This is a genomic window from Marinicella marina, assembly GCF_030065545.1.
GTDB lineage: Bacteria > Pseudomonadota > Gammaproteobacteria > Xanthomonadales > Marinicellaceae > Marinicella > Marinicella marina.
Genome location: NZ_JASJNC010000005.1, coordinates 215,502 through 240,512 on the forward strand (window position 1 = coordinate 215,502; position 25,011 = coordinate 240,512).

Annotated in this window: 20 protein-coding genes; 7 read left to right on the forward strand and 13 right to left on the reverse strand. The window is 44.2% G+C overall.

The genetic code is table 11. From position 1 onward, the window contains the following. The first annotated feature begins 60 nt into the window (after positions 1 to 60). Complete coding sequence (locus tag QNI24_RS09615; protein WP_283708686.1) at positions 61 to 606, forward strand: CIA30 family protein; 546 nt, start codon at positions 61 to 63, stop codon at positions 604 to 606. A 70-nt stretch (positions 607 to 676) separates the two neighbouring features. On the opposite strand, the gene lpdA is transcribed toward QNI24_RS09615, so the two are convergent. From lpdA to QNI24_RS09640, 5 genes are all read right to left on the reverse strand, one after another. After that, positions 677 to 2,098, reverse strand: a complete 1,422-nt coding sequence (lpdA, locus tag QNI24_RS09620; protein WP_267176537.1) for a dihydrolipoyl dehydrogenase — start codon at positions 2,096 to 2,098, stop codon at positions 677 to 679. 10 nt (positions 2,099 to 2,108) lie between these two features. Next, positions 2,109 to 3,302, reverse strand: a complete 1,194-nt coding sequence (sucB, locus tag QNI24_RS09625; RefSeq protein ID WP_267176484.1) for a dihydrolipoyllysine-residue succinyltransferase — start codon at positions 3,300 to 3,302, stop codon at positions 2,109 to 2,111. Positions 3,303 to 3,309: 7 nt separating this feature from the next. Further along, positions 3,310 to 6,141, reverse strand: a complete 2,832-nt coding sequence (locus QNI24_RS09630; protein ID WP_267176485.1) for a 2-oxoglutarate dehydrogenase E1 component — start codon at positions 6,139 to 6,141, stop codon at positions 3,310 to 3,312. A gap of 430 nt (positions 6,142 to 6,571) precedes the next feature. Beyond that, a complete protein-coding gene (locus tag QNI24_RS09635) occupies positions 6,572 to 7,339 on the reverse strand; it encodes a hypothetical protein (protein ID WP_267176486.1) in 768 nt (255 codons plus the stop codon). Positions 7,340 to 7,444: 105 nt separating this feature from the next. Beyond that, a complete protein-coding gene (locus QNI24_RS09640; RefSeq protein WP_267176487.1) occupies positions 7,445 to 8,410 on the reverse strand; it encodes an RICIN domain-containing protein in 966 nt (321 codons plus the stop codon). 308 nt (positions 8,411 to 8,718) lie between these two features. On the opposite strand from QNI24_RS09640, the gene acnD reads away from it, so the two are divergent. Continuing rightward, the gene (gene acnD / locus QNI24_RS09645) at positions 8,719 to 11,307 is read left to right on the forward strand and encodes a Fe/S-dependent 2-methylisocitrate dehydratase AcnD (protein ID WP_267176488.1); all 2,589 of its coding nucleotides are present in this window, start codon (positions 8,719 to 8,721) and stop codon (positions 11,305 to 11,307) included. A gap of 27 nt (positions 11,308 to 11,334) precedes the next feature. Further along, complete coding sequence (locus QNI24_RS09650) at positions 11,335 to 12,306, forward strand: M28 family peptidase (protein ID WP_267176489.1); 972 nt, start codon at positions 11,335 to 11,337, stop codon at positions 12,304 to 12,306. A gap of 121 nt (positions 12,307 to 12,427) precedes the next feature. Here QNI24_RS09650 and QNI24_RS09655 read toward each other — a convergent pair whose 3' ends face one another. Next, positions 12,428 to 12,634, reverse strand: a complete 207-nt coding sequence (locus tag QNI24_RS09655; RefSeq protein WP_267176490.1) for a cold-shock protein — start codon at positions 12,632 to 12,634, stop codon at positions 12,428 to 12,430. A gap of 438 nt (positions 12,635 to 13,072) precedes the next feature. On the opposite strand from QNI24_RS09655, the gene prpF reads away from it, so the two are divergent. Continuing rightward, entirely contained in the window at positions 13,073 to 14,254 is a 1,182-nt protein-coding gene (gene prpF / locus QNI24_RS09660) for a 2-methylaconitate cis-trans isomerase PrpF (protein ID WP_267176491.1), read from the forward strand. Positions 14,255 to 14,284: 30 nt separating this feature from the next. Here the strand turns inward: prpF and QNI24_RS09665 are convergent, their stop codons facing one another. Next, a complete protein-coding gene (locus QNI24_RS09665) occupies positions 14,285 to 15,628 on the reverse strand; it encodes a diguanylate cyclase (protein ID WP_267176492.1) in 1,344 nt (447 codons plus the stop codon). Between the two features lie 279 nt (positions 15,629 to 15,907). Here QNI24_RS09665 and QNI24_RS09670 point away from each other — a divergent pair, with 279 nt between their 5' ends. The 3 genes from QNI24_RS09670 (at position 15,908) to QNI24_RS09680 (ending at position 18,081) form a co-directional block, all read left to right on the forward strand. Continuing rightward, the gene (locus QNI24_RS09670; protein ID WP_267176493.1) at positions 15,908 to 16,681 is read left to right on the forward strand and encodes a sulfite exporter TauE/SafE family protein; all 774 of its coding nucleotides are present in this window, start codon (positions 15,908 to 15,910) and stop codon (positions 16,679 to 16,681) included. A 239-nt stretch (positions 16,682 to 16,920) separates the two neighbouring features. Continuing rightward, entirely contained in the window at positions 16,921 to 17,229 is a 309-nt protein-coding gene (locus tag QNI24_RS09675; RefSeq protein WP_283708688.1) for a hypothetical protein, read from the forward strand. A gap of 6 nt (positions 17,230 to 17,235) precedes the next feature. Further along, positions 17,236 to 18,081 (forward strand): hypothetical protein, encoded by an 846-nt coding sequence (locus QNI24_RS09680; protein WP_267176495.1) that lies wholly within the window; start codon positions 17,236 to 17,238, stop codon positions 18,079 to 18,081. On the opposite strand, the gene QNI24_RS09685 is transcribed toward QNI24_RS09680, so the two are convergent. From QNI24_RS09685 to QNI24_RS09710, 6 genes are all read right to left on the reverse strand, one after another. Beyond that, positions 18,082 to 18,894 carry a crotonase/enoyl-CoA hydratase family protein gene (locus QNI24_RS09685; protein WP_267176496.1) on the reverse strand — a complete coding sequence of 271 codons (813 nt, stop codon included), beginning with the start codon at positions 18,892 to 18,894 and terminating at the stop codon, positions 18,082 to 18,084. 84 nt (positions 18,895 to 18,978) lie between these two features. Beyond that, positions 18,979 to 20,388: a sensor domain-containing diguanylate cyclase gene (locus tag QNI24_RS09690; RefSeq protein ID WP_267176497.1), complete on the reverse strand. Its 1,410-nt coding sequence runs from the start codon at positions 20,386 to 20,388 to the stop codon at positions 18,979 to 18,981. An 83-nt stretch (positions 20,389 to 20,471) separates the two neighbouring features. Beyond that, entirely contained in the window at positions 20,472 to 20,966 is a 495-nt protein-coding gene (locus QNI24_RS09695) for a DUF2306 domain-containing protein (RefSeq protein WP_267176498.1), read from the reverse strand. Next, on the reverse strand, positions 20,963 to 22,213 hold the full coding sequence (locus QNI24_RS09700; RefSeq protein WP_267176499.1) for a saccharopine dehydrogenase family protein: 1,251 nt from the start codon (positions 22,211 to 22,213) through the stop codon (positions 20,963 to 20,965). Before QNI24_RS09700 ends, QNI24_RS09695 begins: the two co-directional genes overlap by 4 nt. A 115-nt stretch (positions 22,214 to 22,328) precedes the next feature. Then, positions 22,329 to 23,888, reverse strand: coding sequence for a leucyl aminopeptidase (locus QNI24_RS09705; protein WP_267176500.1), 1,560 nt, complete (start codon positions 23,886 to 23,888; stop codon positions 22,329 to 22,331). Between the two features lie 139 nt (positions 23,889 to 24,027). Continuing rightward, a complete protein-coding gene (locus QNI24_RS09710; protein WP_267176538.1) occupies positions 24,028 to 24,756 on the reverse strand; it encodes an SDR family NAD(P)-dependent oxidoreductase in 729 nt (242 codons plus the stop codon). Positions 24,757 to 25,011 lie beyond the last annotated feature (255 nt).

Genomic DNA, 25,011 nt, shown 5'->3' on the forward strand with positions numbered 1-25,011 from the left:
GTTCACAAGTAATTCACGAGATGAAAGTAGATTGGATGTTTTAAGAATTCAATAAACACCATGTTATTACTTATACTTATGGCCATGACCAACAATTCAGACACGCCTGCATTACAAGTCTTCAAATTCAACCAATTGCAAGACAACCAACACATGATTGTCAACGACAGTGTGATGGGTGGACGCTCTGACAGTGAAATGGCAATGCAGAATGACGCGGCACTTTATACCGGTAAAGTCTCACTGGAAAACAATGGCGGTTTTGCCTCTGTACGGATGATTTGGCCATTTGAATTGGCAGACACAAAAGATCAACCGAAAGTCGTTCGATTGAATGTCAAAGGTGATGGCAAGAGCTACCAGCTGAGACTCAGGACCAATCGAGGCTTCGATGGCGCAGCATACAGTTATCAATTTGATACCATCAAAGACCAGCAACAAACCATTTACATACCTGTTGATCAATTTATACCGACTTTTCGTGGTCGGGTGTTGCGTGACATGCCAAAGTTGAAGTTCAGTGATGTGCGCCAGATGGGTGTTTTGATTGCTGATTATCAAACCGGTGATTTTGCCATAGAGCTGCACTACATCACGCTGCAATAAACAGCATTTAAAAGCTCAACGCATAAAAAAAGCCGCTGTTGCGGCTTTTTTTATTGATCATCAGTGACAATCAATTGGCTTTGTGAATCGCGCGTTTGTCTACATTCATGGCTGCCTCAAACACTGCCTCTGAGAGGGTTGGGTGAGCATGCACAATGCGAGCCAAATCTTCAGCACAACCTTTGAATTCCATGGTTACGACGCATTCTTGCAATAAATCAGCCGCATTGGCTGCGTAAATGTGCGCTCCCAGTAATTCATCAGTTTCTGCATCGGCTATCAGTTTTACCATACCGGTTGGTTCATTCATGGCCAAGGCGCGACCGTTGGCAGCAAAAGGAAAGGTGCCAATTTTGTATTCGACGCCAGCTTCTTTTAACTGTTCTTCGGTTTTACCCACCCAAGCAATTTCTGGTTCTGTATAGATTACCCATGGGATGGTGTTGAAGTCGATGTGACCATGTTGTCCGGCAATGCGTTCAACCACGGCTGAACCTTCCTCAGAGCCTTTGTGTGCCAACATCGGACCTCTGACGGCATCACCACAGGCCCATACACCAGGCACTGATGTGCGACATTCATCATCAACATCAATTTGACCACGTTCAGTTAACTCAACACCACAATCATCACTCAACAAACCGGAAGTTTCGGCTTTGCGGCCAACAGCAACCAGTAGCTTGTCATAAGTTTCAGTGGTTTTTTCGCCGTTCTTCTCATAGACCACTTCAACTTTGCCGTTTTTGACGGTGGCTGATTTGACGAATGTAGATAAATGAATGTCTAAGCCTTGTTTCTTGAATTCTCTGGCGGCCATCTTGGCGATGGTCTGGTCACAAGCGGCTAAGAAAGTATCCATGGCCTCAAAAACAGTGACCTGAGAACCCAAACGGCCCCAAACACTGCCCAGTTCCAATCCAATCACGCCAGCACCAATCACACCAAGTTTCTCAGGTACTTGTTCTACATCCAAGCCACCGGCATTGTCGAGTATGTATTCATTGTCTATTTCTACATTTGGGATGCTGATGGGGACAGAGCCACTGGCCAGAATGATGTGCTCACCTTGGACAATTTCTGTGCCCTCATCATTGCTGATTTCTACTTGTTTATCCTTCAGTAATTTGCCACTGCCTGGTTTGTAGTTGACTTTATTGGCCTTAAATAATTGAGCAATACCGCCAGTTAATTGCTTAACAATCTTGTCTTTGCGACCAATCATGGTTGGCACATCGATGGCTGCATTTTCAAATGAAATGCCATGTACGTCATAATGCTTGGTCATTTGCTCGTAATGCTTAGATGAATCAAGCAAAGCTTTTGAAGGGATACAACCTATATTTAAACAGGTACCACCCAGTGAGTACTTGCCGTTTTTGCCTTTGAATCGATCGATACACAAGGTGTTGAAGCCATGTTGAGCGGCTCTGATTGCGGCCACGTAACCAGCTGGACCGCCGCCAATCACTATCACATCATATTTTTCTGTCATCATTTGCTCCTTACAAGTTCAACAGCATGCGCGCTGGATCTTCTAACATGTTTTTCAAGACTACCAAGAACTGCACGGCGTCTTTACCATCAATGATGCGGTGATCATAAGTCAGAGCCAAATACATCATGGGTCTGACCACAATCTCACCGTCCACCACTACAGGTCGTTCTTTGATGGTGTGCATGCCCAGGATAGCGCTTTGTGGCATGTTCAATATGGGGGTTGACATCAATGAGCCAAAAGTACCACCATTGGTGATGGTGAAGGTTCCACCAGTGAGGTCATCCATGGTTAATTTACCGGCATTACCAGCCACAGCAAAGTCACGAATTGCGCCATCAATGTCAGCCAAACCCATGGCGTCGGTGTTTTTCAAAACAGGTACAACCAGACCACGTTCAGTGGCCACAGCAATACCAATGTTCTGTTGGCGGTGGTAGACAATGTCTTCGCCTTCAACAGATGCGTTGATGATGGGGAATTGTTTCAAAGCTTCGGTGGCTGCTTTGACGAAGAAACTCATCAAACCCAGCTTGATGCCATGTTTGTTAATGAATTCTTCTTTGTATTTTTTGCGGATATCCATCACTGCTTTTAAGTCCACTTCATTGAATGAAGTGAGCATCGCAGCGGTGGATTGGGCTTCAACCATGCGATCTGCAATCTTCATGCGCAAACGACTCATTGGAACACGCTCTTCCATCGGCGTGTTGGCGACGTTTTGTACGTCTGGTTTGGTGATGCGTCCACCACGGCCTGAACCAGAGACTTGTGAGGCGTCGATGTTGTTTTCATGCATCATCTTACGCGCAGCGGGTCCAGCTGAACCGGTGTCTACATCACCCTTACTGCTGCTGGCTTCACTGCTGCTGGCTTTTGATGAGGTACCCATGTCAGCATTTTCTTTGGCGCCAGTGGGCGCTTTTGGGGCCACGGATTCTTCGGCTTTTTCTTCAGGAATTTCGCCTTCTTTAACCACACCCAATACTTGATTGGCCTCGACCACATCGCCGGATTCAACAGCAATCGACTCCAACACACCATCGGCTGGTGCGGGTACTTCTAAAACCACTTTATCAGTTTCTAAATCAACCAGGTTCTCGTCTCTCTTAACGAAATCGCCTGGTTTTTTGTACCAAGTGGCAACCGTAGCATCGGTTACTGATTCAGGTAAAACGGGCACTTTGACATCAATGCTCATACTTTTATTACTCCGCGTCTATGGCCGAACCATGTTTTCCATGGATGGCATCTTTAACTAATTGTTGTTGTTCTTTGATATGTACTTTCAATGCGCCTACAGCTGGAGACGGTGACCCTTTGCGGCCAGCGTAATACAGTGGAAAGCGATCGGCAATGCAATGTTGTAAATGGTGCCTGATTTGGAACCAGGCACCTTGGTTGATCGGTTCTTCTTGACACCAAATCACTTCTTTGACGTTGGCGTATCGATCTAATTGTTTGGTCAGCGCTCGGCGAGGGAACGGATACAACTGTTCCACACGGGCCAGCGCCACCGTGGTGTTTTCTTCTTTGGTCAGTTGTTCCAGCAAGTCATAATAAACTTTACCAGAACACAAGACGATGCGTTTGACGTCTTTGTCTTTCAGGCGGCGATCTGGAATCACTGTTTGAAATTGACCTTCAGTTAGCTGTTCTTTGGTTGAGGTGGCTAACTTATGGCGCAATAAACTTTTGGGGGTCATCACAATCAGGGGCTTACGTGCTTTACGCAACATTTGGCGTCTGATCATATGAAAGGTTTGGGCGGGTGTTGATGGCATGCAGACTTGCATGTTGTTGACCGCGCATAACTGTAAAAATCGTTCTAGTCGAGCCGAAGAGTGTTCTGGGCCTTGGCCTTCAAAACCGTGTGGTAAAAACATCACCAAGCCACTCAAACGACCCCACTTGGCCTCGCCTGAGGAAATGAATTGGTCTATGACCACTTGGGCACCATTGACGAAATCACCAAACTGGGCCTCCCAAATCACCAAGGCTCTGGGTTCAGTGGTGGCATAGCCGTATTCAAATGCCAGAACTGCCTCTTCAGAGAGCACTGAGTTGATGATGTCAATTTTGTTTTTATCTGTCTCTAGCTGCGTTAAGGGGGTGAAGTTTTCATTTTGTTGTACATTGTGAACCACAGCGTGGCGGTGAAAAAATGTACCGCGTTGTGAGTCTTGGCCGTCAATGCGGATTTGAAAACCTTCATCCAAAATGCTGGCATAGGCCATGGTTTCAGCAAAACCCCAATCCATGGGCACCTCACCATTGAGCATTTTGATTCGATCTTGATTGATTTTATTGACCCTTGGGTGCGGTTTTAAATCTTCCGGTAATTCGGTGATGACTTCACCGTATTGTTTGAAACGCTCCTCTGAAATGGTGGTTTTGACCTTTTCGGTTAAATCACCATTGAGGTAAGGTGTCCAGTCAACGGCATATTTGTCGTTGTTGTGAGTTGGACCAAATTCTACAATGTCTTCTTTGTTGTCCAAACGATCACGGTATTCATCACTCAATTGTTTGGCATAAGCCGCTTCAATAACCCCAGATTCAGTCAAACGATTGGCGTAAATCTCTCGCGGAGATTTGTGCGCTTTGATCAGTTTGTACATGTGAGGTTGAGTGGCTGAAGGTTCATCGGCTTCGTTGTGACCGTGTTTGCGATAACAAACCAAGTCAATGACCACATCCATGCCGAACTTTTGGCGGTAGTCAGCAGCTACTTGGGTGGCAAAGACCACCGCTTCAGGGTCATCGCCATTGACGTGGAAAATCGGCGCTTGTACCATTTTTGCTACTTCAGTACAGTACATGTCTGCTTTCTTATCCAAAGCATGAGTGGTGGTGAAACCAATTTGGTTATTGACGATGACGTGAACTGTGCCACCAATGTCATAACCTTCGACCATGGCCATATTAAATAATTCCATGTTGACGCCTTGGCCTTCAAAGGCGGCATCACCATGAATCAAAACCGGTACCACCACATTTTTCTTCTCATCATCACGACGAACTTGTCTGGCCCGAACAGAGCCAATCACCACTGGGTTGATGATTTCTAAATGCGATGGATTGAAGGCCATAGCCAAATGCACGTCACCACCCGGTGTCGGTACGTCAGATGAATAGCCTTTGTGGTATTTAACATCGCCAGAATTAACGTTATCCAATTCGTCGGCTTTGACACCATCAAACTCATCAAATAATTCAGCTGGAGATTTACCCAGTATATTGACCAACATATTGAGGCGGCCCCGGTGGGCCATGCCAATCACCAATTCCTTGGTTTTTTGGGCGCCTAAGTGTTGAATCAGAAAGGCCATTTGAGGAATCAATGCATCCCCACCTTCCAGTGAAAAGCGTTTTTGTCCGACATATTTGGTATGTAAATAGCGCTCCATGCCCTCTGCTTGGGTCAAACATTCGAGCATTTTTTTCTTGTCATCATCAGAGAACGGAAATTCACCGGCTGGTTTCTCAAGACGTTGTTGTAACCATTCACGTTTCTCAATGTCAGTGATGTGCATGTATTCAATGCCGATGTGCTGACAGTAGATGTTATTCAGTTGTTTGATGATGTCCTTCAATGGCATTTCATCAGGAGCCACCAGTGATCCGGTCGCGAAGCTGGTATTTAAGTCAGCTTCAGACAGGCCATGAAAGCCCAGCTCTAAATCAGGTGTGGCGGGTCTTTTTGAGTATTTGATGGGGTCGAGGTCGGCTTTTTGATGGCCGCGCAAACGGTATGAGTTAATCAATCGCAGCACAGCAGCTTGTTTTTGCGCGTGCGCCGCATCTCCGCTGGTTGAACCAGCACCGGCAGGTAAACGGCCAGCCATTTCGAATTTCTCGATAATGGGTAAATGTCTGGTGTCCGGCTCATCTTGGTCAAACTCTTTGAACAGTGCTTGTAACTCAGGCGTTACGGCTTGTGGATCCTCTAAATAGAGGTCGTAATATTGTTCCAACCACGCCGAATTGGTGCCAAAAAATGCGGCTGATTGTTGTTTTTCTTTAATCCAGCTTCCCAAGGGATATCTCTGTGTTATTGATTGAAAACGCGTATTATACCTGAACCATTGCAGGGTAAAAGGCCATAGACTGATAAAGCGTAAAAAATCAGACCAAAGCATTACTTATTCATGGCGATATTGAGTGAAATACTTAAATATCAAGGGTTTTATTGTTCATTCTGCTTGAAACAATTCATTTGAATTGATGCTGATTCTCAGTGCTGCTATTTTTACTCACCTATTTATTTAATTCATTTAACTATTGTCAACGATCATTATTCAGCTTCACCTTTGATTGCTTTTGAGTTATTGGTGGCAGACAACTAAAAGCCGACATAAATAAATGATGATTGAGGCACATAAAAGCACCTTTCAATGTGATGTGTTATCAAAGTGAAAGGTGCAAACAACTGAAGGTGTGTATATGCCCATTAAAAAAAATCAGGTTTTAACGTCGCATGTACATCATTCCTGGATCACCTGTTTTACACAAAAATCTGGCTTGGTGCTCTTGTATCAGTGACATGGCCCAGTGTGCTTCATTGAAACTGGCATACCTTGATGGTCTTTGGCTGCCAGTTCCAGTGGGAACTTCTGGGTTAGGAAAATATATGTAGTCAACACTTTCGTCACTATTGCTGATCCACCAACCACGTGGCGTTTCGTTGAATACCAGTGAATCTGGGTCTATTGAGCGACAAGTTTCATTGTTGGTTCGGCCTGTGGGTATATTGCTATCAACCAGCAGATAGCTGAAGTTTGCATCAGGCCGATTGATAAAACATGACTGATCAATACCATATCTGCGTATGGCTCGTGCGGCGATATTAGCCGCAGTTTCATCATTGTTAAAATCGAATAGATAGTGGTTGCCGCTTTCAGTTCTTTGGTAGACTTTCATGCGTCCATTTATTTCACCCACACGAGTTCCAGACCTACTAACGTCAACACAATCAACACGATTCAATTGTTCATTGATCCAAAGTGCTATGTCAGGCAGTGGTCTGTTATTGTTGGTATTGAAGCCACCGCGAAAAAATGTCATTACATGCCGGCCTTCGCCTTGGGTGATGCCGACAAGTCTTAACTTGGCACCATCTTGCCAATACAATGGTCCGCCAGAATCACCGGGAATAATCCGTGCGCCACTTGTTGAGCGGACCCTCATCTTAGATGGGTTGGGTCCAAAATCTGTCTCAGGCCAACTGCTAAACACGAAGTCCCCCCTTGTTTGTCTGATTCTAGGAATGGTGCCACCGGCAGTACCACCCCATCCAGCGACGCGGAGTATTTTTCCCTGGAAAAATTCTCTGATTTCATCTTAGTTGATTGTGGGTCCATTTGTGGTGATGACATCGGCTGGAATGGCTTCAGAGTTTGGCACCGGATCAGCCAGTCTAAACATGATAATGTCGGTATTTCCCGTAATGTTGTATTGACTGATTGCGTAGGTAGTTCCGGCTAGACTGTCATTTGAACCAATTCTGGCAACCAGGTTGGCAGTTGCTGGAAAGTTATACCAATCACCAGGCGTTTCCCAGTCATTTAAACTGAATGGTGCAGCTGATCCTACTGGTCTTGGACGAGGTGATGGATCCCAACAATGTCCGGCTGATAAAATAATGGTGGGTGAAATCAGCACTGCACTACATGCTAAATTGCCATTTGTCCTTTCCAGGCGTACAGTGGCATTACGCTGTCTCGAATTGATGTCATTGATGCCGCCAGTTAATCTTGCAGAGGTACTTCCAATGTCATTTGAGAGGTTTGTTAATTGCCATGATTGGTCATTTGATGAGCCATTACAGGTGTATGATGTGACAGGTGCTCCTTCAAAATTATGACGTCCTCGATGAATATTTAAACATCTATTGGTGCTTTTGTTTTTTAATTGAACGCTATGGTCATTGTTTTTAACCACCTGCCAAAATTGGTCTGGGGTGTTGGCACAGTTTGCTATTGAGACCTTACCTCCCTCTTTATTCTCTCTGCCTTTGTGAATATTAAGGCAGCGCCGAGTACTGATGTTTTTTAATTGAATCCAATCGTCTTCAATTTCTATGACTGCCCAATTTTGATCATTGGTAGTGGTGCAAGAGTAAACTGAGACAGCTCCGCCATGTCGGTTTTCATTGCCGGCGTGAACATTCAAACAACGTTCTACAGATTGGTTCTTAAGTTTTATTATCACTTCAGCATGACTGAAACTGATAACAGAATTAAAGACGAATAAAAAGCCAGTTAATGATTTCAGAATACTGGGTTTAATTGCTCTTTTGATTTTCATATTGAACTCCTTTTTTTTTAGTTTCATCCTATAAATACGTTAGCGCATGAAAAATTATGACATTTAAATACAAATCATATTTTTAAAAACAGAGATAAAAGTAGTCTGCATTTTTTTAAAGACTTTCAGACAATATTGGCAGCAGGGAGCAATTGGTGGTTTCTATCGTTATGAGAAAAGGCAGAGATTCATATTTCTTGTTTTTTATGGGGTCATTTGAAATGATTTTTTACCACGCATTTGCTGTGTTTTAACAAGAAAAAGGTTAGAATCTTCCCTTCAAAATTCAACCAGCAATGATCTTAAAAATGAATACAAAATACCGCAAAAAACTACCAGGAACAGATTTAGACTACTTTGATACCCGAGCAGCGGTGGAAGAGATTGCTGCTGGGGCATTTGATGAGTTGCCATTCACGTCAAAAGTATTGGCTGAAAATTTAGTCAGGCGCTGTCCGCCTGAAAACCTTGAAGCAAGTTTAAGTCAGATCATTGAACGTCGTCGTGATTTGGATTTTCCTTGGTTTCCGGCGCGTGTGGTATGCCATGATATTTTGGGTCAAACAGCATTTGTTGATTTAGCGGGCTTACGTGATGCCATTGCCGAGAAGGGCGGTGATCCGGCGCAGATAAATCCAGTGGTGCCGACGCAATTAATTGTGGATCATTCACTGGCCGTGGAGCATGCTGGTTTTGAAAAAGATGCTTTTGAAAAAAACCGAGCGATAGAAGATCGCCGGAACGCCGATCGATTCAGGTTCATTAATTGGTGTAAAACCGCCTTCAAAAATGTCAACGTTGTGCCTCCTGGTAATGGCATCATGCACCAAATTAACTTAGAGCGCATGTCACCGGTGATTCAAGCCCGTGATGGTGTGGCTTTTCCAGATACCCTGGTGGGTACTGATTCACATACTCCGATGGTCGACGCTTTGGGGGTGATCGCAGTGGGAGTGGGTGGTTTAGAAGCTGAATCGGTGATGCTGGGTCGCGCATCCTATATGCGCTTGCCAGATATCATTGGGGTTGAAATGGTGGGTAAACCACAAGCGGGCATCACCAGTACCGATATTGTGTTGGCTGTGACTGAATTTTTACGCAATGAGAAAGTGGTCTCTTCCTACTTGGAGTTTTATGGCGAAGGCGCAGATGCTTTGACTTTGGGCGATCGAGCAACCATTTCTAACATGACACCTGAGTTCGGTGCCACGGCTGCGATGTTTTTCATTGACCAACAAACCATTGATTACTTAACTTTAACCGGACGTGACGCAGCACAAGTCAAGCTGGTTGAAACTTACGCCAAACAGACTGGGTTGTGGGCCGATCAGATGACAGGCGCCAAATATGAACGGGTTTTGACCTTCGATTTGGCTGCTGTGGGTCGTAATATCGCTGGTCCTTCAAATCCGCACGCCAAAGTGGCTGTCACTGACCTGGCTGCCAAAGGCCTGACCGGCGATTACAGCAGTGAGGATGGCTTGATGCCAGATGGTGCTTGTATTATTGCAGCGATTACCAGTTGTACCAACACCTCAAATCCCAAGAATATGATTGCTGCCGGTTTGATTGCGCGCAATTTAAATAAACTGGGTTTGACCCGTAAGCCTTGGGTCAAAACCTCCTTGGCACCGGGTTCAAAAGCCGTGACATTGTATTTAGAAGAGTCTGGTTTGTTACCAGAACTGGAACAATTAGGTTTTGGTGTGGTTGGTTATGCCTGCACATCCTGCAACGGCATGAGTGGTGCTTTAGACCCTAAAATCAAGCAGGAAATTGAAGACAGAAACTTATATTCTACAGCGGTGCTTTCAGGCAATCGCAACTTCGATGGCCGCATTCACCCCCATGCTGATCAAGCCTTTCTGGCTTCACCGCCATTGGTGGTGGCCTACGCCATTGCGGGCTCGATTCGTTTTGATATTGAAAAAGATGTGTTGGGTATTGACCAAGATGGCAATGAAATTCGCCTGAAAGATGTTTGGCCGACTGATGAAGAAGTCAATGCAGTGATCAAAGCGAGCGTTAAGCCGGAGCACTTCAGCCAGGTTTATGAACCGATGTTCAACGTACAAGAAATGCTCAATAAGAAAACCAATCCATTGTATGACTGGGACGTGAAATCAACTTACATTCAGCGACCACCTTATTGGGAAGGGGCATTGGCCAAAGAACGTACCATGAAAGGCATGCGACCCTTGGCTGTGTTAGGTGATAACATCACCACCGATCATTTATCACCTTCTAATGCAATTCAGTTATCCAGTGCCGCTGGTGCTTATTTAGCGAAAATGGGCGTGCCAGAGGAAGATTTTAATTCCTACGCCACCCACCGCGGTGATCACTTAACTGCCCAAAGAGCAACCTTTGCTAACCCCAAATTACTTAATGAAATGGTGCTTGATGAGCATGGTGAGATCAAACAAGGCTCACTGGCACGTTTAGAGCCAGAGGGTACTGAAATGCGCATGTGGGAAACCATTGAAACTTACATGCAACGAGAACAACCTTTGATCATCATTGCGGGTGCTGATTATGGCCAAGGCTCATCAAGGGACTGGGCGGCCAAAGGTGTGCGCTTGGCGGGTGTTGAAGTGATTGTGGCTGAGGGCTTTGAGCGCATCCACCGCACCAATCTGATTGGTATGGGCGTGCTGCCGTTGGAGTTCACCGGTGGAGAAACCCGTAAGACATACCAAATCGACGGCACTGAAACCTATGAGGTGCAAGGTGATATTGCGCCCGGAGCTGATATGCAAGTGATTATGACCCGTAAAAACGGTGAGCAAGCGACCATTCCGGTTAAGTCCAGATTGGATACGGCTGAAGAGGTTTTGATTTATGAAGCCGGCGGCGTGTTGCAGCGCTTTGCCAATGATTTTTTGGCTGGTAGTTAACGGTCGATTTAAAAGCAACATAAAAGCATGAAATCAAATAGGCTGGTGAAAAGCTTGATGAGGGTGATTGTGGCTGTCCTGATCAGCTTGATGGTGGTTATTTACATGGTTGTGAGACCTACATTTTTCACCAGCCAAAAGCAGCAAGTTGAGATAAGTGTTAATGCGCTGGAATTAGAAAAACATGTAAAGCATATTTCAGAAAATTTATCACCACGAAGCTATCAAAACTCAGACAACTTATCTGACACTGTTAATTACATCCAAGGACAAATGAAACTTCACACCACAGACGTTGAAATACAAAATTATGTGGTAAACCAAGTTGAGTATAAAAACGTGATAGCCAGATTTGGACCAATTACTGATGATTTGATAGTGGTGGGAGCACATTATGATGTCATGGGAGAATACCCTGGCGCCGATGACAATGCCAGTGGGGTGGCTGGACTGTTTGAATTAGCCAGATTACTAAGCCAAAGCGATTTGAATAAAAGTATTGAGTTAGTTGCCTATACATTGGAAGAACCTCCTTTCTTTGCCAGTACAGATATGGGTAGTTACATACATGCTGAATCTGTTAAAAGCAGAAATGTACTGTTGATGATTTCATTAGAGATGATTGGTTATTTCACTGATAAAAAAGCATCTCAGGATTATCCATTATCTGTGATGAAGCTTTTTTACCCTTCCAAGGGGAACTACATTTCCGTCGTCGATCAAGTTTTTTCAAATGCTGCCAGCCAACTCAAGCAGTCTTTAAATAACTACACGGATTTACCAGCGTACTCAATCAACGCGCCAACGGCAGTCCAAGGCATTGATTTTTCAGATCACAGGAATTATTGGCAGTTTGGATTTCCTGCAGTGATGGTTACAGATACTTCGTTCTATCGTAACAAATATTACCACACAGCTGAGGACACCTTCGAAAAGTTAGATTATGAAGCCATGGCTAAAGTGGTGTTTGGCGTTTATAAGCATGTGGTCTCGTTGTGAATAATAGTTAACAATCCATAACTGGCTTAAAGAACCATAACAAATGGCTCATCATATATTTAACGCAAATAAAAAAGCCGGTACAAGACCGGCTTTTTTATGCTTAAACTGTTGTGCGCTTTTATTGCGGCACTACGTTGTTAGCACAAGGACCTTTTTGGCCTTCGCCAACTTCAAACTCTACAGCTTGACCGTCATTTAAAGTAGCGAAACCGCCACCACTTTGGATTGCTGTGTGGTGAACAAATAAATCTTTGCCACCGTCTTCTGGAGTGATAAAACCAAAACCTTTATCAGGGTTGAACCACTTTACTGTACCTTTACTCATAATATATATTTCTACTTTGTTTGGTGAAAAATAAATAAACCAATGACCCAATTCACCGTTTGGGCATCAGCACTTATAGTTAAATCAAGAACATGGTTATATAAAATGAATTAGACAACGATTTGGTTTTGAACAGAAGTGATTATTTAATGGAAGGTTTTACTTTCGAATTGAATAAGTTTTGTATTCTTAACCCGCAAAAACAAAACGTTATGTTTTGAATTACGCCAGATTTGAGTGCATTGTACAAGATTATGCTGAACAATGTATGAATGATGGGTTATTTTAATCCAATAAAGCCAAATTAAATCGTTTTATGTTCGAGTTTCAGTGAAGTCAGGGCTTTTTCAACAAAATTAAGCGGACAATAATCAGTAAGCTATATAATACCCAGCCATTATTTAGTTTGTTCCTTCACCTTAAATTTTAAAATCTGCTATGAACCTCAAACCACAAATTCAAATTCCTGCCACTTACATGCGCGGCGGCACCTCAAAAGGAGTCTTTTTTAACTTAACTGATTTGCCTGAGCGCGCACAGGTGCCTGGTGATTATCGTGATCAGTTGTTGTTGCGTGTCATTGGTAGCCCTGACCCATACGGCAAACAAACCGATGGCATGGGTGGTGCAACATCCAGCACCAGTAAGACTGTGATTCTATCGAAAAGTGATGAACCTGGACATGATGTGGATTATTTGTTTGGTCAAGTGGCCATTGATAAAGCTTTTGTGGACTGGAGCGGCAACTGCGGCAACTTAACCGCAGCAGTGGGTTCATTCGCTATCAGCAATGGTCTGGTCGATGCTTCCCGAGTTCCAGATAATGGCACCGCAGTGGTGCGAATCTGGCAAGCCAACATCAAGAAAACCATCGTTGCGCACGTACCAATGACTGCTGGCCAAGTACAGGAAACTGGTGATTTTGAATTAGATGGTGTTACTTTCCCAGCAGCGGAAGTGAAAATTGATTTTGTTGATCCGGTGGGTGATGCAGCCATGTTTCCAACAGGTAAATTAATTGATGAACTACAAGTGCCCGGGGTTGGAGGATTGATGGTAACTATGATTGCTGCAGGCATTCCAACCATTTTTCTCAATGCGGCAGACATTGGGTTCAAAGGTACTGAACTACAAGGTGACATCAACAGCAATACTGAGACCTTACAATTATTTGAACTGATACGTGCTTATGGTGCGGTAAAAATGGGTCTGATTGATTCAGTCGATGAAGCAAGTGGTAGGCAACACACACCTAAAGTAGCGATGGTGGCGCCATCACAGTCATACACGTCATCCAGTGGCAAAGCGATTGCTGCTGGTGATATCGATTTGAATGTTCGGGCCATGTCGATGGGTTTATTACACCATGCCATGATGGGTACGGCAGCAGTGGCGATTGCTTCAGCTGCAGCCATTCCAGGTACATTGGTCAATTTAGCAGCTGGTGGTGGTGACAGGAACTCGGTACGCTTTGGTCATCCTTCTGGCACCTTAAAAGTGGGTGCTGCAGTTGACCAAGTTAACGGTGAATGGAAAGCGCAAAAAGTCAGTATGAGTCGCTCAGCCAGGCGGTTGATGAAGGGTGAGGTGTTTGTGCCGGGCGATGCGCTGCCTGCTTAGGTTGGGCCAGTTGTTAGGTTGGTCCATTAATTAAGCTGAGATTGCGATGCGATTTCTGCCTTCGTGTTTGGCTTGGTACAACAATTGATCGGCACGATCCAGGCAACTTAATATGGTTTCTTCAGTTCGCAGTTGAGCCACCCCAAAGCTACAGGTCAAGGCTTTGCCATGTTTGAATATGTGATTTTTTAAATGGTTTTGGATGCGCAAGCAGAGTTTCTCAGCGTCTTTGAGTTTCGCTGGTTGTTTAACGATTACAAATTCTTCACCGCCCCAACGACAAACAATTTCTTGGTTTTGGCAACACAGTTTCAGGACCTGGGCAAATTCTCGCAGCACCTCATCACCTACCACATGGCCATGGGCATCGTTGATGGCTTTGAACCAATCCAAGTCTAAAAATATCAGGCACAAAGATTGGTTGTTGTCTTTGAAATCATCATTCGATATCAATTGGTTGAAATAATGGCGGTTATAAAGTTGGGTCAAACCATCTTTTTGGCTGATTTTTTGTAGGTTGGCATTGGATTTAAGTAATTGTTTTTGTAAATCACTGAGTTGATGGTTTTTGGTGGTCAACACCGTGTTATAGCGTTTGATACTGAAATACCTGACCAAGACCAGTAAAAATAAAACCAATGCGCCTATTCCCAACTGCCACATTAATTTGTAGTTGGTGCTGTCTATTACTTTGACATTGTTCCATTTGTTATATATCTCAAAGTGTTGCTGCCGGTCCATGTTGGCCAGCGCGTTATCAATACTATTGAGCAAGGCTTGATTCCCTATTGCCACACCCATTCGCAGGTCGTCATCTGGGCCACCCCAGCCAGCGATTTTTAATTCAGTTAAGCCTAAGGTTTGGATGTGGTTGTTGACTGAATGAACTGACCCAACAAATAAATCAACTTCACCATTTTCAACCGCCATCAAACCATCCAATTCACTTTCATAGGCCACTGTGTTTATTTGGGGATAGTTATTGGCGATGTATTCAGTGATGCGGTAACCCGCTGTTACTCCTAAAGTGCGCTCACCAATGCTTTCAAAGCTTTGCATGAAAGGTTGTTCGGTATCAGAGACCAGAAAGTTCGGCGATGAAAAATAAACTTGAGTGAAGTCTAAAAACGCATCACGCTCATTGGTTTGGTTCAACATCGGTAGCAAGCTACATCGGCCTTGCTTCAAGTATTCTACCGATTGCTGCCAGTTTTTGGTTTCAATCAATTCAAATTGATATGGGGTGGTTTCATTGAGGTAGGAGATGTAGTCAGCTGATAAGCCAATGTGTTGGCTGTCTTCAATCGCTTCGTAGGGCAACCAGTTAGGGTCGATACAATAGGGCACACGAATCTGAGCCAAAGCAGTTGTCATTACACAACTGACACACCCAAGAAGCACACTTATTCTTATCCACTTAGGGTTGTTCAAAAAAAAACCCAAGCATTTTCACACTACACATACCGTCAGCATATATCGATATGAAAGATTTTGGTTGGTTTGGTATCGTATTAGGCTGAAAAATAAGCTAAAAAGTCGGGTGAACCCTAAGTTATTGCCTAGAGATCATAAAAAGTACAAAATTTTGTCAATTTAATTTGTACGTCATTCTTTCGGCTTACAATGTCATCAAACTAAAACATACTGAGCTTTATGGAAATCATTATTATTTCGCTGGTGGCACTGGCAGCCTCACTTTTAACCTTGTTTTCAGGCTTTGGCTTAGGTACCTTACTGATGCCGGTGGTGGCTGTGTTTTTCCCATTGGAAATTGCTATTGGTATGACGGCCATTGTGCACTTGACCAATAATTTATTCAAAGTGGCCATTCTCGGCAAACATGCGGTCAAACAAGTGCTTATCCGTTTTGGTGTCCCTGCTGTACTGGCGGCATTTATTGGTGCTTGGGTATTGGGTTTGTTAGCAGATGGCAGCACCCCCATCAATTATCAGTTGATGGATCATCAGTTACAAACCACCTGGCTTAATGTGGTTGTGGGTGGTTTGATTTTAATCTTTGTGTTTTTGGAATTTTCCAAAACTTTTGCGGCAATCAAATTAGGGCCTAAATTCCTCCCTTTGGGGGGCAGTATCAGTGGTTTTTTTGGTGGACTATCAGGCCATCAAGGGGCTTTTCGCAGCATGTTTTTACTCAAAGCAGGTTTGACCAAAGAACAATTCATTGCCACTGGAGTGATGGTGGCGGTGATGGTCGACGTGGCTCGTCTAAGCATCTATGGCAAGGATTTGGCTGAGAATTACCAAGCAATAGACTGGGCTTTGGTCATCGCGGCCAGCTTGTCGGCCTTTGTTGGTGCCTATGTGGGGAAGAAAGTGTTACAAAAAATCACCATCAAAACTGTGCATTTGTTGGTTTCATTGTTGCTGGTGGTAGTCGCTGTTGGTTTGATGCTGGGTTTGATTTAATCTACCTGTTTCGATTTTGTGAATATTGGCACATGTTTAATTGATGGGTGTTGTGATAACTTATCAATCAAGTTATTCATACCCACAAGACATCAATCAGTTTTGACAGAACAACACAATTATGGCCTAAGTGGGTATACTTTATAAGATACACAATGGTATTTTTTGGCTCAGCAAAGCCCATTTATTGTCTGTGCCAATTGTACGGTAATGAATCTTGAACTATGGAGGGATTAATGATGAACGATAAATTTGATTTTATAAAAAGACCGGTTAGCTTTTTTCTATTGCTTACGGGTATCCTGGTGAATGTCTGTCTGGCTTCGGTCAATGATGAGCAAACCAAAGTCGACCCTATGTCTTCATTGGATGATTTTGAAAATCCAAATCGTCCACTTAATGAAAATGACATATGGAATCTTGACTTTTATCGTTATTTACTTGAACAGAACGACATCAATCTGGCAATCAAAGGCCTGGCGCATTTGAACAGTGCATATGCCACCCTGGTAGAAATGAAATCAGGTAAAAAAATTCTATCAGATTAAAATACTTTGGCCCTTATTGAACGGGCTTTGTTCAGTCCAGAAACCAATTTTGGTAGTTTGTTGATGATACAGTCCATTTGTTTAAACTTGAACTCATGTGATCCTGCGATCATTCAGCAACAGCTGGAGTCAAAGCATTCGGATAACCTCACGACCTTTCTGGTGCCTTTGCGCGACGCTGTCACTGCTGATGATTTTGAACTGGTGATTGCAATACTGGAAGCCATGAGTCAGGCTGACAAAAGTCAATTGATGCATGCCTTCAATCTTGGGTATGAACCTATGGTCGATGCCTATCTGAAACAACATCCGATGCCGGAAGTAGACTATGCTGAACTTGAGGAGTTGGGTGTTGATTGGCAAGAAGTGAGTGCTCATGAATTGAGCTTATCTCATCTGTTGATGAGCGATAAATTTTTATCAATGATTTATAACTCACCTGTTGCTCCCATTTATAGAAGCTGTGAATGGTCTGAGAAAACCCATACCTTGTGTCTGAAAATTGCTGATATCATGATCAACAAAAGTGATAACTTATTATCAATGCACGTGGGCTACGAATTGAAGAAAAAAATATATGAATGGCAAGACAATCAGCCCGCTCTGGCTCAATCAAACGAAGAAAAAGAATCTTTTTTCAACTACATAAATTGCATTGGAAAAATGCAAAGCCAAAATAACAGTCTAGATTACATCACCGATACGACTGCAGTGCGTCTGTTTTATGAAGGCACGGATGAATTGCGTTACCTCGAAGAGATTGCCTTGTATTTGTATGACAAATGGCAGCAACAAGGTGTGCCAAATTTACAAGACCCAAGAACTTGTGGTTTGCGATTTATCAAGGAATAATTACCAACGCTTGCGCGGCTGGAATGATTTTTGTTTATCAGCTTCGTGGGTTTGGTTATAGGCTTTGATCTTGCTGTTTTTACCGAAGATGGTGCGCAGTTGGTACCAAGTTTCACGCATCAGTGCAGTGCCTTTACCGCCGCGCCAGCTTTTGTTATAAAGATTTTTAACTCCGGCCAAGGCATCGGGTGATTGTTGTAGCAGCTCTGTCACCATGCTCTGGGCCATGGCCATTGGGTCATCGGTGACGTGAGTGATTAAGCCAGCTTGTTGGGCTTTTTTTGCGCTTAACAGTTCTGAAGTCCAGGTCAGTTCTTTGGCCACATCAATGCGGCAATGCTGTCGCAAGGCCAGTAAACCTCCCATATCAGGTATCAGCCCCCACCTGCCTTCCATGATCGATAATGAGGCCTCAGGATGCGCAATCCGAATGTCGGCACCCAGGGCAATATGCAAACCACCGCCCCAACAACGACCTTGGATTACGGTGATTACTGGCACCGGTATTCTTTGCCATTCTGTTGATACTTTTTGTGCCAAATTAGAACGCCATGGGTTGAGTTTGAGTAGCAGTTTTAATGGTCCACTGGTGGTTTTCATCATGGACTTCACATCCAGGCCTGAACAAAAGTTGTCACCTTCGCCAGTCACTATGACGGCTCTGATAGAACGGTCTTTGCGCAGCTGCTTAATGGTTTGGTTGATGGCTTTGAACATCGCAAAATCCAAGGCATTCATTTTATTCGGGCGATTGAGGCTGACATAAGCAACTTGATTCTTGAGGGTGGTTTTAATGCGCTGCGATGAGTTCATGATCCCATGGATTAGTTTAAAATGCTCACCTTAACTGAAACCAAGCCAATAGTCCAATCACATCTTTGGTGCTGAAACAGTACATTATTGTTTTTTGCTTTTGGCATCGTAAAGAGAGGAATCAGCACGGTTGAATAATGATTTAAGTGTCTCATCTGCATCTAATTCAGCCAAACCAAAACTGGCTGAGAGTTGGGTTTCTTCAACCTTTAAAGCAGTGATTGCACGGCTTAATTTATCAACCAAAAGCTGGGTATCTGCCAAGTTCAGGTCAGGGAATAACAGCACAAACTCATCGCCACCCAAACGGGCAATGACATCGTTCCGGCGCAGCACTTTTTGCACCGCATGGGAGACATTGATCAAGCACTCGTCACCCGCTGTGTGACCATATTTGTCATTGATGCTTTTGAAGCGGTCCAAGTCCAGAATCACCAGAGTCAAAGGATGAGAGTTTTCATGACTCTGAGCAATTTCAAGTTCAGCCCTTTGTTGGAAGTAATGCCTGGATGAAGCACCGGTTAAGGCATCGGTGAAGGCCAGTTTTTCCAACGCCTGTTTATCTGCGGTGAGCTGTGGTACAGCAATGCCAAACAGGGCATTGGCAGCTATCACAGTGATGGCAAACTGATAAACCATGACGTGATCCATCAAACCAAAGAAATGCACCAAAACCACAATCAGCACACTGGAAATGGCCAACGAGACCACGTTGAATTTGGGGCTTTCAGTACAGGCTATCCACATGTGCGTCACGGCCAAGAAGAAAATAGCAAATGAACTTTCAAAAGAGCCGGTTAAATGGGCCAATAACATGGTGAAAATAATCAAAACCACATTCAGCCCAGTTTTATTTACTAAGGTCTGTAGAGAGCCCCATGCTGATTTCATGAAACGGCTGTAATCAATCTGTGGCCGAGGTAAAAGCTTAACCAACCAGCCTGTGAATAGAGGCGCCAATACAACGATGCCGGCCATATCGCCAATCCAGAAGGGCAACAAAGTTTTGCTCACTTCATCACGTGGCATTAAATCAGTTACCACCAAAGATGACAGCACCAGCAGTGTGCAAATCAGTGAGGCGAGGCCAGCAATCAATAGAAAAGTGACTATCAATTTCGGTGTGTTGGTGGTTTTTTGAGAAATTCTGACCACCATCTTGGCGCCAACCCAATAGGGCAAAATATGTGCCAGGCCAAATAAAAAACCTGCCCACAGGGATTCAGCTAGGCTCAAAGGCAGTTGATAATAATGAATCTGTAAGATGGATGAAACGATGGCAGCCGCCATGATGGGAATGAAAGCGCGCAGTCCAATCACCAGCATACAAGCAAAAGTAAAACCCGCTGCTGGAAACCACACACTGGCATGTTCGGTGTATTCGACTAATACACCTATCTCCCATACTGCCAGCCAAATCAAAAATAACACCACAGACTGCAAGACAAATGATGTTTTGATCAGTTTCAGCGACAGCTCAATTATTTTATCCAATGATGCATTCCTCTCAGTTCGCACAACAAAACTTGTTGTGAGTGCTTAGCGTTATTTTTCCTCATAACTTCAATAACAAAGGTTCAACTGAATGATGAATCTGGCTGTTTCCTGAGCCACCACATTTGACTGATGAGCATCACCAAGAAAATCACTGTGATGATTAAAAATGTTTGGTGCAGTAGTGGATCTTTGAGTGAGCTGACCCAAGGCGAGTCCAGCGGAAAGCGAATCATAATTTCAGTTGTGGTGGGCAGCAAGTGAAATAAAATGGTGGCTGAATAACACAAAGCAACAAAATATTTATTCAAGCCTCTGAGGGGTTGGTATTTTTCGGCCAACATACCGACCACCACAGCCAGTATAGTTAAAATGCCCAAACCATGGGCTACATTGAAGCCACCGTGATTAAAAATGGTCAATGAAAAAGCAGCCGTCAATAAAGTGGCCAACAAATAAATTTTACCCAATTGGGGTTGCCAGCTGATGCGCTTGTTTTGCCACAACAAAATGAAGCCGGCAATCAAGGCGATGATGCCAAAAATGGTGTGAATCCAACCGGTTAAAGTCAGCGTCATGATTTTTCCTCCTTTTGGGTTTCAGTAGATAATACTTCAAAACTGACCCCAGTGTGTTGGTTCAGGCGTTCAATCAATGCTTTACCCATGAGTGTGGCCGGGGTCCAGAACCCGCCCTTGACCGTTGGTTTGACGTCTTGTGCCATACACAAAGCGGCTTGTCCAATGATTTGGGCGGTTGAACCATAACCGGGGTCGCGATCACCGTAAACTTTGGTGATGATTTGTTGTTGTGTATCGGTGGTGCCAACAAAGCGAAAGTCATAAAAGCCTTTTAACTGGGCTTTGGGACTGGGTCCTTCGCCGGGTTTGGGTAAAAAGAATTTTTGCATCAAAGCCCTTATTGGACCGAGGCTAGCGCCCAGATAAAATGACATCAAACCCCAATGTATACTACGTGCTTTGGCTTTGGCTTTCCAGCCTCGGCCGGTTAAAACACCTTCGTTGTATTTAAAATCAGTACCATAAGCATGTTGGCTTAAGGCATTAGAGCGATGCACGATGCGGGTATTAATACCTGCCATGAAAAATGGACCATACCAAGCATTGAAAGTGTCATCATAATAAATACCGTCTTTTTGTTGCCTGGTTTTGAAGCCATGGTTTTCTGGACACAGTGCATACGGATTAACCAGCACTTTTTTAACGGCAGGGTCTGTGCGAACCAATTTGGCAATGTTCAATGCAGTGGCTATGGTGCCACCTGAAGCGCTACCACGCATGTTCTTGATGCGTAATTTCACATTTGGACAGTGTTCACCAAAGGCAGCCTTGGCGGCTTGTTGTAGATGGAACACCCCCAAATCTGATGGAATGGAATCAAAACCAGTACAATGGACGATGCGTGAACCGGATGTTTGGGCTTGGCTTTCGTATTTATCCAACATTTTTTTGATCCAATGGGCCTCGCCGGTTAAATCACAGTAGTCGGTGCCGGTTTCGACACAGGCTTTCACTACCGGTTCACCATATAAATCATAGGGACCTACCGTGGTCAGAATCACTTTGGTTTGATTACACATGGCTATCAATCCTGCTGAGTCATTGGCGTCAACCACAAGCAACGGTAAATGTGCGCCTGCCTCGCCCAATTCAGCTTGTAGTGTGGTGAGCTTTTCTTTAGATCGGCCGGCCAGTGCCCATGTGAATGATTCATTTTTAGCGTGTTCGCAGAGGTATTGGCAGATGATTTTGCCAACAAAACTGGTGGCGCCAAAGACGATGATGTCGTAGTTTGGGTTTTTCATAATTGATCGTTGGTTGAGATAGGGATAGGATACCACAGCCAGATAATGACGTGATGAGGTCAGGTATGAAAGCCAGACACTGGGTCAGTGCCTGGCTGATATCAATGTTTATACTTTATTCAAAATTTGCTTTGATGTAATTGTTCAACAAGCGGATACCAAAAGAGGTTGAGCCGGGTGAAGCTTTGCTTGGAGTGGCGTCATCGCGATAGGCAACACCGGCTATATCAAAGTGTACCCAAGGTGTGGTTTCACGCACGAAAGTGCCCAAGAACGCGGCCCCGGCACTGGCTCCTGGTGCATCTGGACCAGAGTTCATCACATCAGCAACTGTGTGCTCTATGGCTTTGAAGTGGTTGTCGTTCAAAGGCAGTTGCCACACTTGGTCACCGCTGGCTTTACCCGCAGTTATAAAGTCTGACACCAGTTCATCGTGGCGAGTGAACATGGCGGCATAGTCTTTACCTGTGGCGCGACTGGCTGAACCGGTTAAGGTGGCCAAGTTAATCAATAATTTTGGATCATACGTCACATCGGCATAGTAGTTACCATCAGCCAGTACCAAACGGCCTTCGGCATCAGTCGATCTGATAGATATGGTTTTGCCTGACATCGAAGTGACCACATCACCGGGTCTTTGGGCATTGCCACCTGGCATGTTTTCAGCCAAAGCCGCAACAGCTACCACATTGACTTTGGCATCACGCCCGGCCAATGCATACAACGTTCCCATAACACTGGCAGCTCCTGACATATCAAATTTCATGTTCCACATGTTGGTTGGATTTTTCAAACTGATACCGCCGGTATCAAATGTAATGCCTTTGCCGACCAATAAAATGGGTGCTTCATCTGAATTGCCGTTCATGAATTCAACCACCATCATGCGGGGTGGGCGCTTACTGCCTCTTCCCACACCGTAAATGGCACCCATGTTTTGTTTGATCATGTCTTTCTCATCCAACACTTTGATTTTGATGTTTTTCATGCCATCAAAATGTGATTCCCAGCGTTCAACGAAACTTTGTGGGAAGATGACGTTAGCTGGTTCGTTGGCCACATTGCGTGCATGCCATATGGCGTTGGCTACAGAACTTAATTCAGTTTTATAAAAATGCTCTGCTGCAGCTGCTTGCTGGGTAATTAAGGTCAGTTTGGTTTGCTGCTTGTGACGTTCTTCATCGGTGTAATACTTATCGAAATAGTAGGCACCCAGTTTGGCGCCAAATGCCAAGTTGGCAGTTATTTCGCTGTCATTGACATCAAAGGCCATGGCAGGAGCGGTTTTGAATGTGGTAACAGCTGTTTGAACCGCATTGCCGCCTAAGTTTTGCCAGTCCAAATGAGTTAACTTGTCAGCTTTGTCACCCAAGCCAACCAAAAGAATCTGTGCCAGCCCAGATCCTTTCGGTGCTGTTATCAACTGCGTTGAGTCTTTTTTTGCCTCGAATTCAGTGGCTTTTATGGCGTGATTGATCCCGCCATTGGTGCTTTTGTCCAGCGTTGAGCCATATTGCCCCAGGCTGCCATCGGCATAAACACCCAGCAGCAAATTTCCTGACACAGGCAATGACTCGCTGAATTCAACTGCGGTAGGTAAGCTGTCTTTGTGGTTGTGGGCCTGGGCCAGATTCAGGCTCAATGAGGTTAGTACGATGAGTGACCAAATTTTCATGTGTTTTATTTTCCTGTGGTTTTAAAAGAAATCGATTGTGGTTGAATGGATCAACAAAAACAGCAGATTACTATAGGTTCAAAGGTGTGAAAATCAGGTTGATTTTTCTGCTGTTTTGAGCTTTTTAGCAGGGCATTTGTTACAAATGTTCTTGGGCAGTGTAATAACCACCATTGGTGGCTTCAGATGCCATGAGTTTAACAAAAACCGCTGCGATGTCTTCGGGTGCGGCGAGTTGGCCTTTTTGATGCAACTCATTCCACATGTCGACCATCGGGAAATCTTGCTGGTCTTGGGCCCTGATTTCAACTTGCATACCAGTATCCATAACACCTGGGTTAATGGTCATACAGCTTATGGGATGTTCACAGGCCTTTTGTTCAGTTGCTGTGGTATCAATGAAACGTTCAAAAAATGCTTTACTCGCTGAATACATCGCCAATCCTGGTATGTCCCGTCGGGCAGCACCTGAGGATACATAAACAATTGTTTTGCGGGCAGAATGGTCCTGAAAGTTCAGGATGAAAGCCCGTAACAGGTACATGGTGGCTGTGACATTGATGGTGAGGTGCTGAGCCACTTCACCGCTTTGAGTTTTAGTCAGTGAGCCAAATGGTTTGAGTACAGCCGTATTGACGATGAGGTTGATCTCTTTGATGTCTGGACGAGATGCAGCTTGTTTGAATGTGGCCTCAAATATTTGATTGGCATCATCTGCTTTGGCAAAATCACACGCGATGTGATGCTCTCCTTCGCCGGTTCTAGAGAAGTCAAATACTTCATGTCCTTTGGTTTCAAAAGCGTTAGTTAAAGCAGCTCCAAGGCCTTTTGAACCGCCTGCGATGAAAGTCAGTGCTTGGGTGGTCATCAAATCAATTCCAAATTAATAGCACGGCCTATTATATGCGAATTTAACCCTGAGATTGAAGCCATGGGTTGTTCTTGATACAGCTATCTACATTACCAGTTGAGGCTGGTCAAAAAATGTCATATGGTGTTTTTTTAGACGGTTTTTTAGCCACAGACCCAAGCAGTGGCTTTATTTACGCTTAATCGACCCTTATTTCTAAGAGTTTTATTGACTTCATTGAATACAACCATAAAATCCGTTTTTATTTGAATT

Excerpts from the sequence above, each read along its gene's own strand:
- QNI24_RS09615 (WP_283708686.1), top strand. The coding sequence starts at position 61 with ATGTTATTACTTATACTTATGGCCATGACCAACAATTCAGACACGCCT.
- lpdA (WP_267176537.1), bottom strand. The coding sequence starts at position 2,098 with ATGACAGAAAAATATGATGTGATAGTGATTGGCGGCGGTCCAGCTGGT.
- sucB (WP_267176484.1), bottom strand. The coding sequence starts at position 3,302 with ATGAGCATTGATGTCAAAGTGCCCGTTTTACCTGAATCAGTAACCGAT.
- QNI24_RS09640 (WP_267176487.1), bottom strand. The coding sequence starts at position 8,410 with ATGAAAATCAAAAGAGCAATTAAACCCAGTATTCTGAAATCATTAACT.
- acnD (WP_267176488.1), top strand. The coding sequence starts at position 8,719 with ATGAATACAAAATACCGCAAAAAACTACCAGGAACAGATTTAGACTAC.
- QNI24_RS09650 (WP_267176489.1), top strand. The coding sequence starts at position 11,335 with ATGAAATCAAATAGGCTGGTGAAAAGCTTGATGAGGGTGATTGTGGCT.
- QNI24_RS09655 (WP_267176490.1), bottom strand. The coding sequence starts at position 12,634 with ATGAGTAAAGGTACAGTAAAGTGGTTCAACCCTGATAAAGGTTTTGGT.
- prpF (WP_267176491.1), top strand. The coding sequence starts at position 13,073 with ATGAACCTCAAACCACAAATTCAAATTCCTGCCACTTACATGCGCGGC.
- QNI24_RS09665 (WP_267176492.1), bottom strand. The coding sequence starts at position 15,628 with ATGACAACTGCTTTGGCTCAGATTCGTGTGCCCTATTGTATCGACCCT.
- QNI24_RS09670 (WP_267176493.1), top strand. The coding sequence starts at position 15,908 with ATGGAAATCATTATTATTTCGCTGGTGGCACTGGCAGCCTCACTTTTA.
- QNI24_RS09675 (WP_283708688.1), top strand. The coding sequence starts at position 16,921 with ATGAACGATAAATTTGATTTTATAAAAAGACCGGTTAGCTTTTTTCTA.
- QNI24_RS09685 (WP_267176496.1), bottom strand. The coding sequence starts at position 18,894 with ATGAACTCATCGCAGCGCATTAAAACCACCCTCAAGAATCAAGTTGCT.
- QNI24_RS09695 (WP_267176498.1), bottom strand. The coding sequence starts at position 20,966 with ATGACGCTGACTTTAACCGGTTGGATTCACACCATTTTTGGCATCATC.
- QNI24_RS09700 (WP_267176499.1), bottom strand. The coding sequence starts at position 22,213 with ATGAAAAACCCAAACTACGACATCATCGTCTTTGGCGCCACCAGTTTT.
- QNI24_RS09705 (WP_267176500.1), bottom strand. The coding sequence starts at position 23,888 with ATGAAAATTTGGTCACTCATCGTACTAACCTCATTGAGCCTGAATCTG.
- QNI24_RS09710 (WP_267176538.1), bottom strand. The coding sequence starts at position 24,756 with ATGACCACCCAAGCACTGACTTTCATCGCAGGCGGTTCAAAAGGCCTT.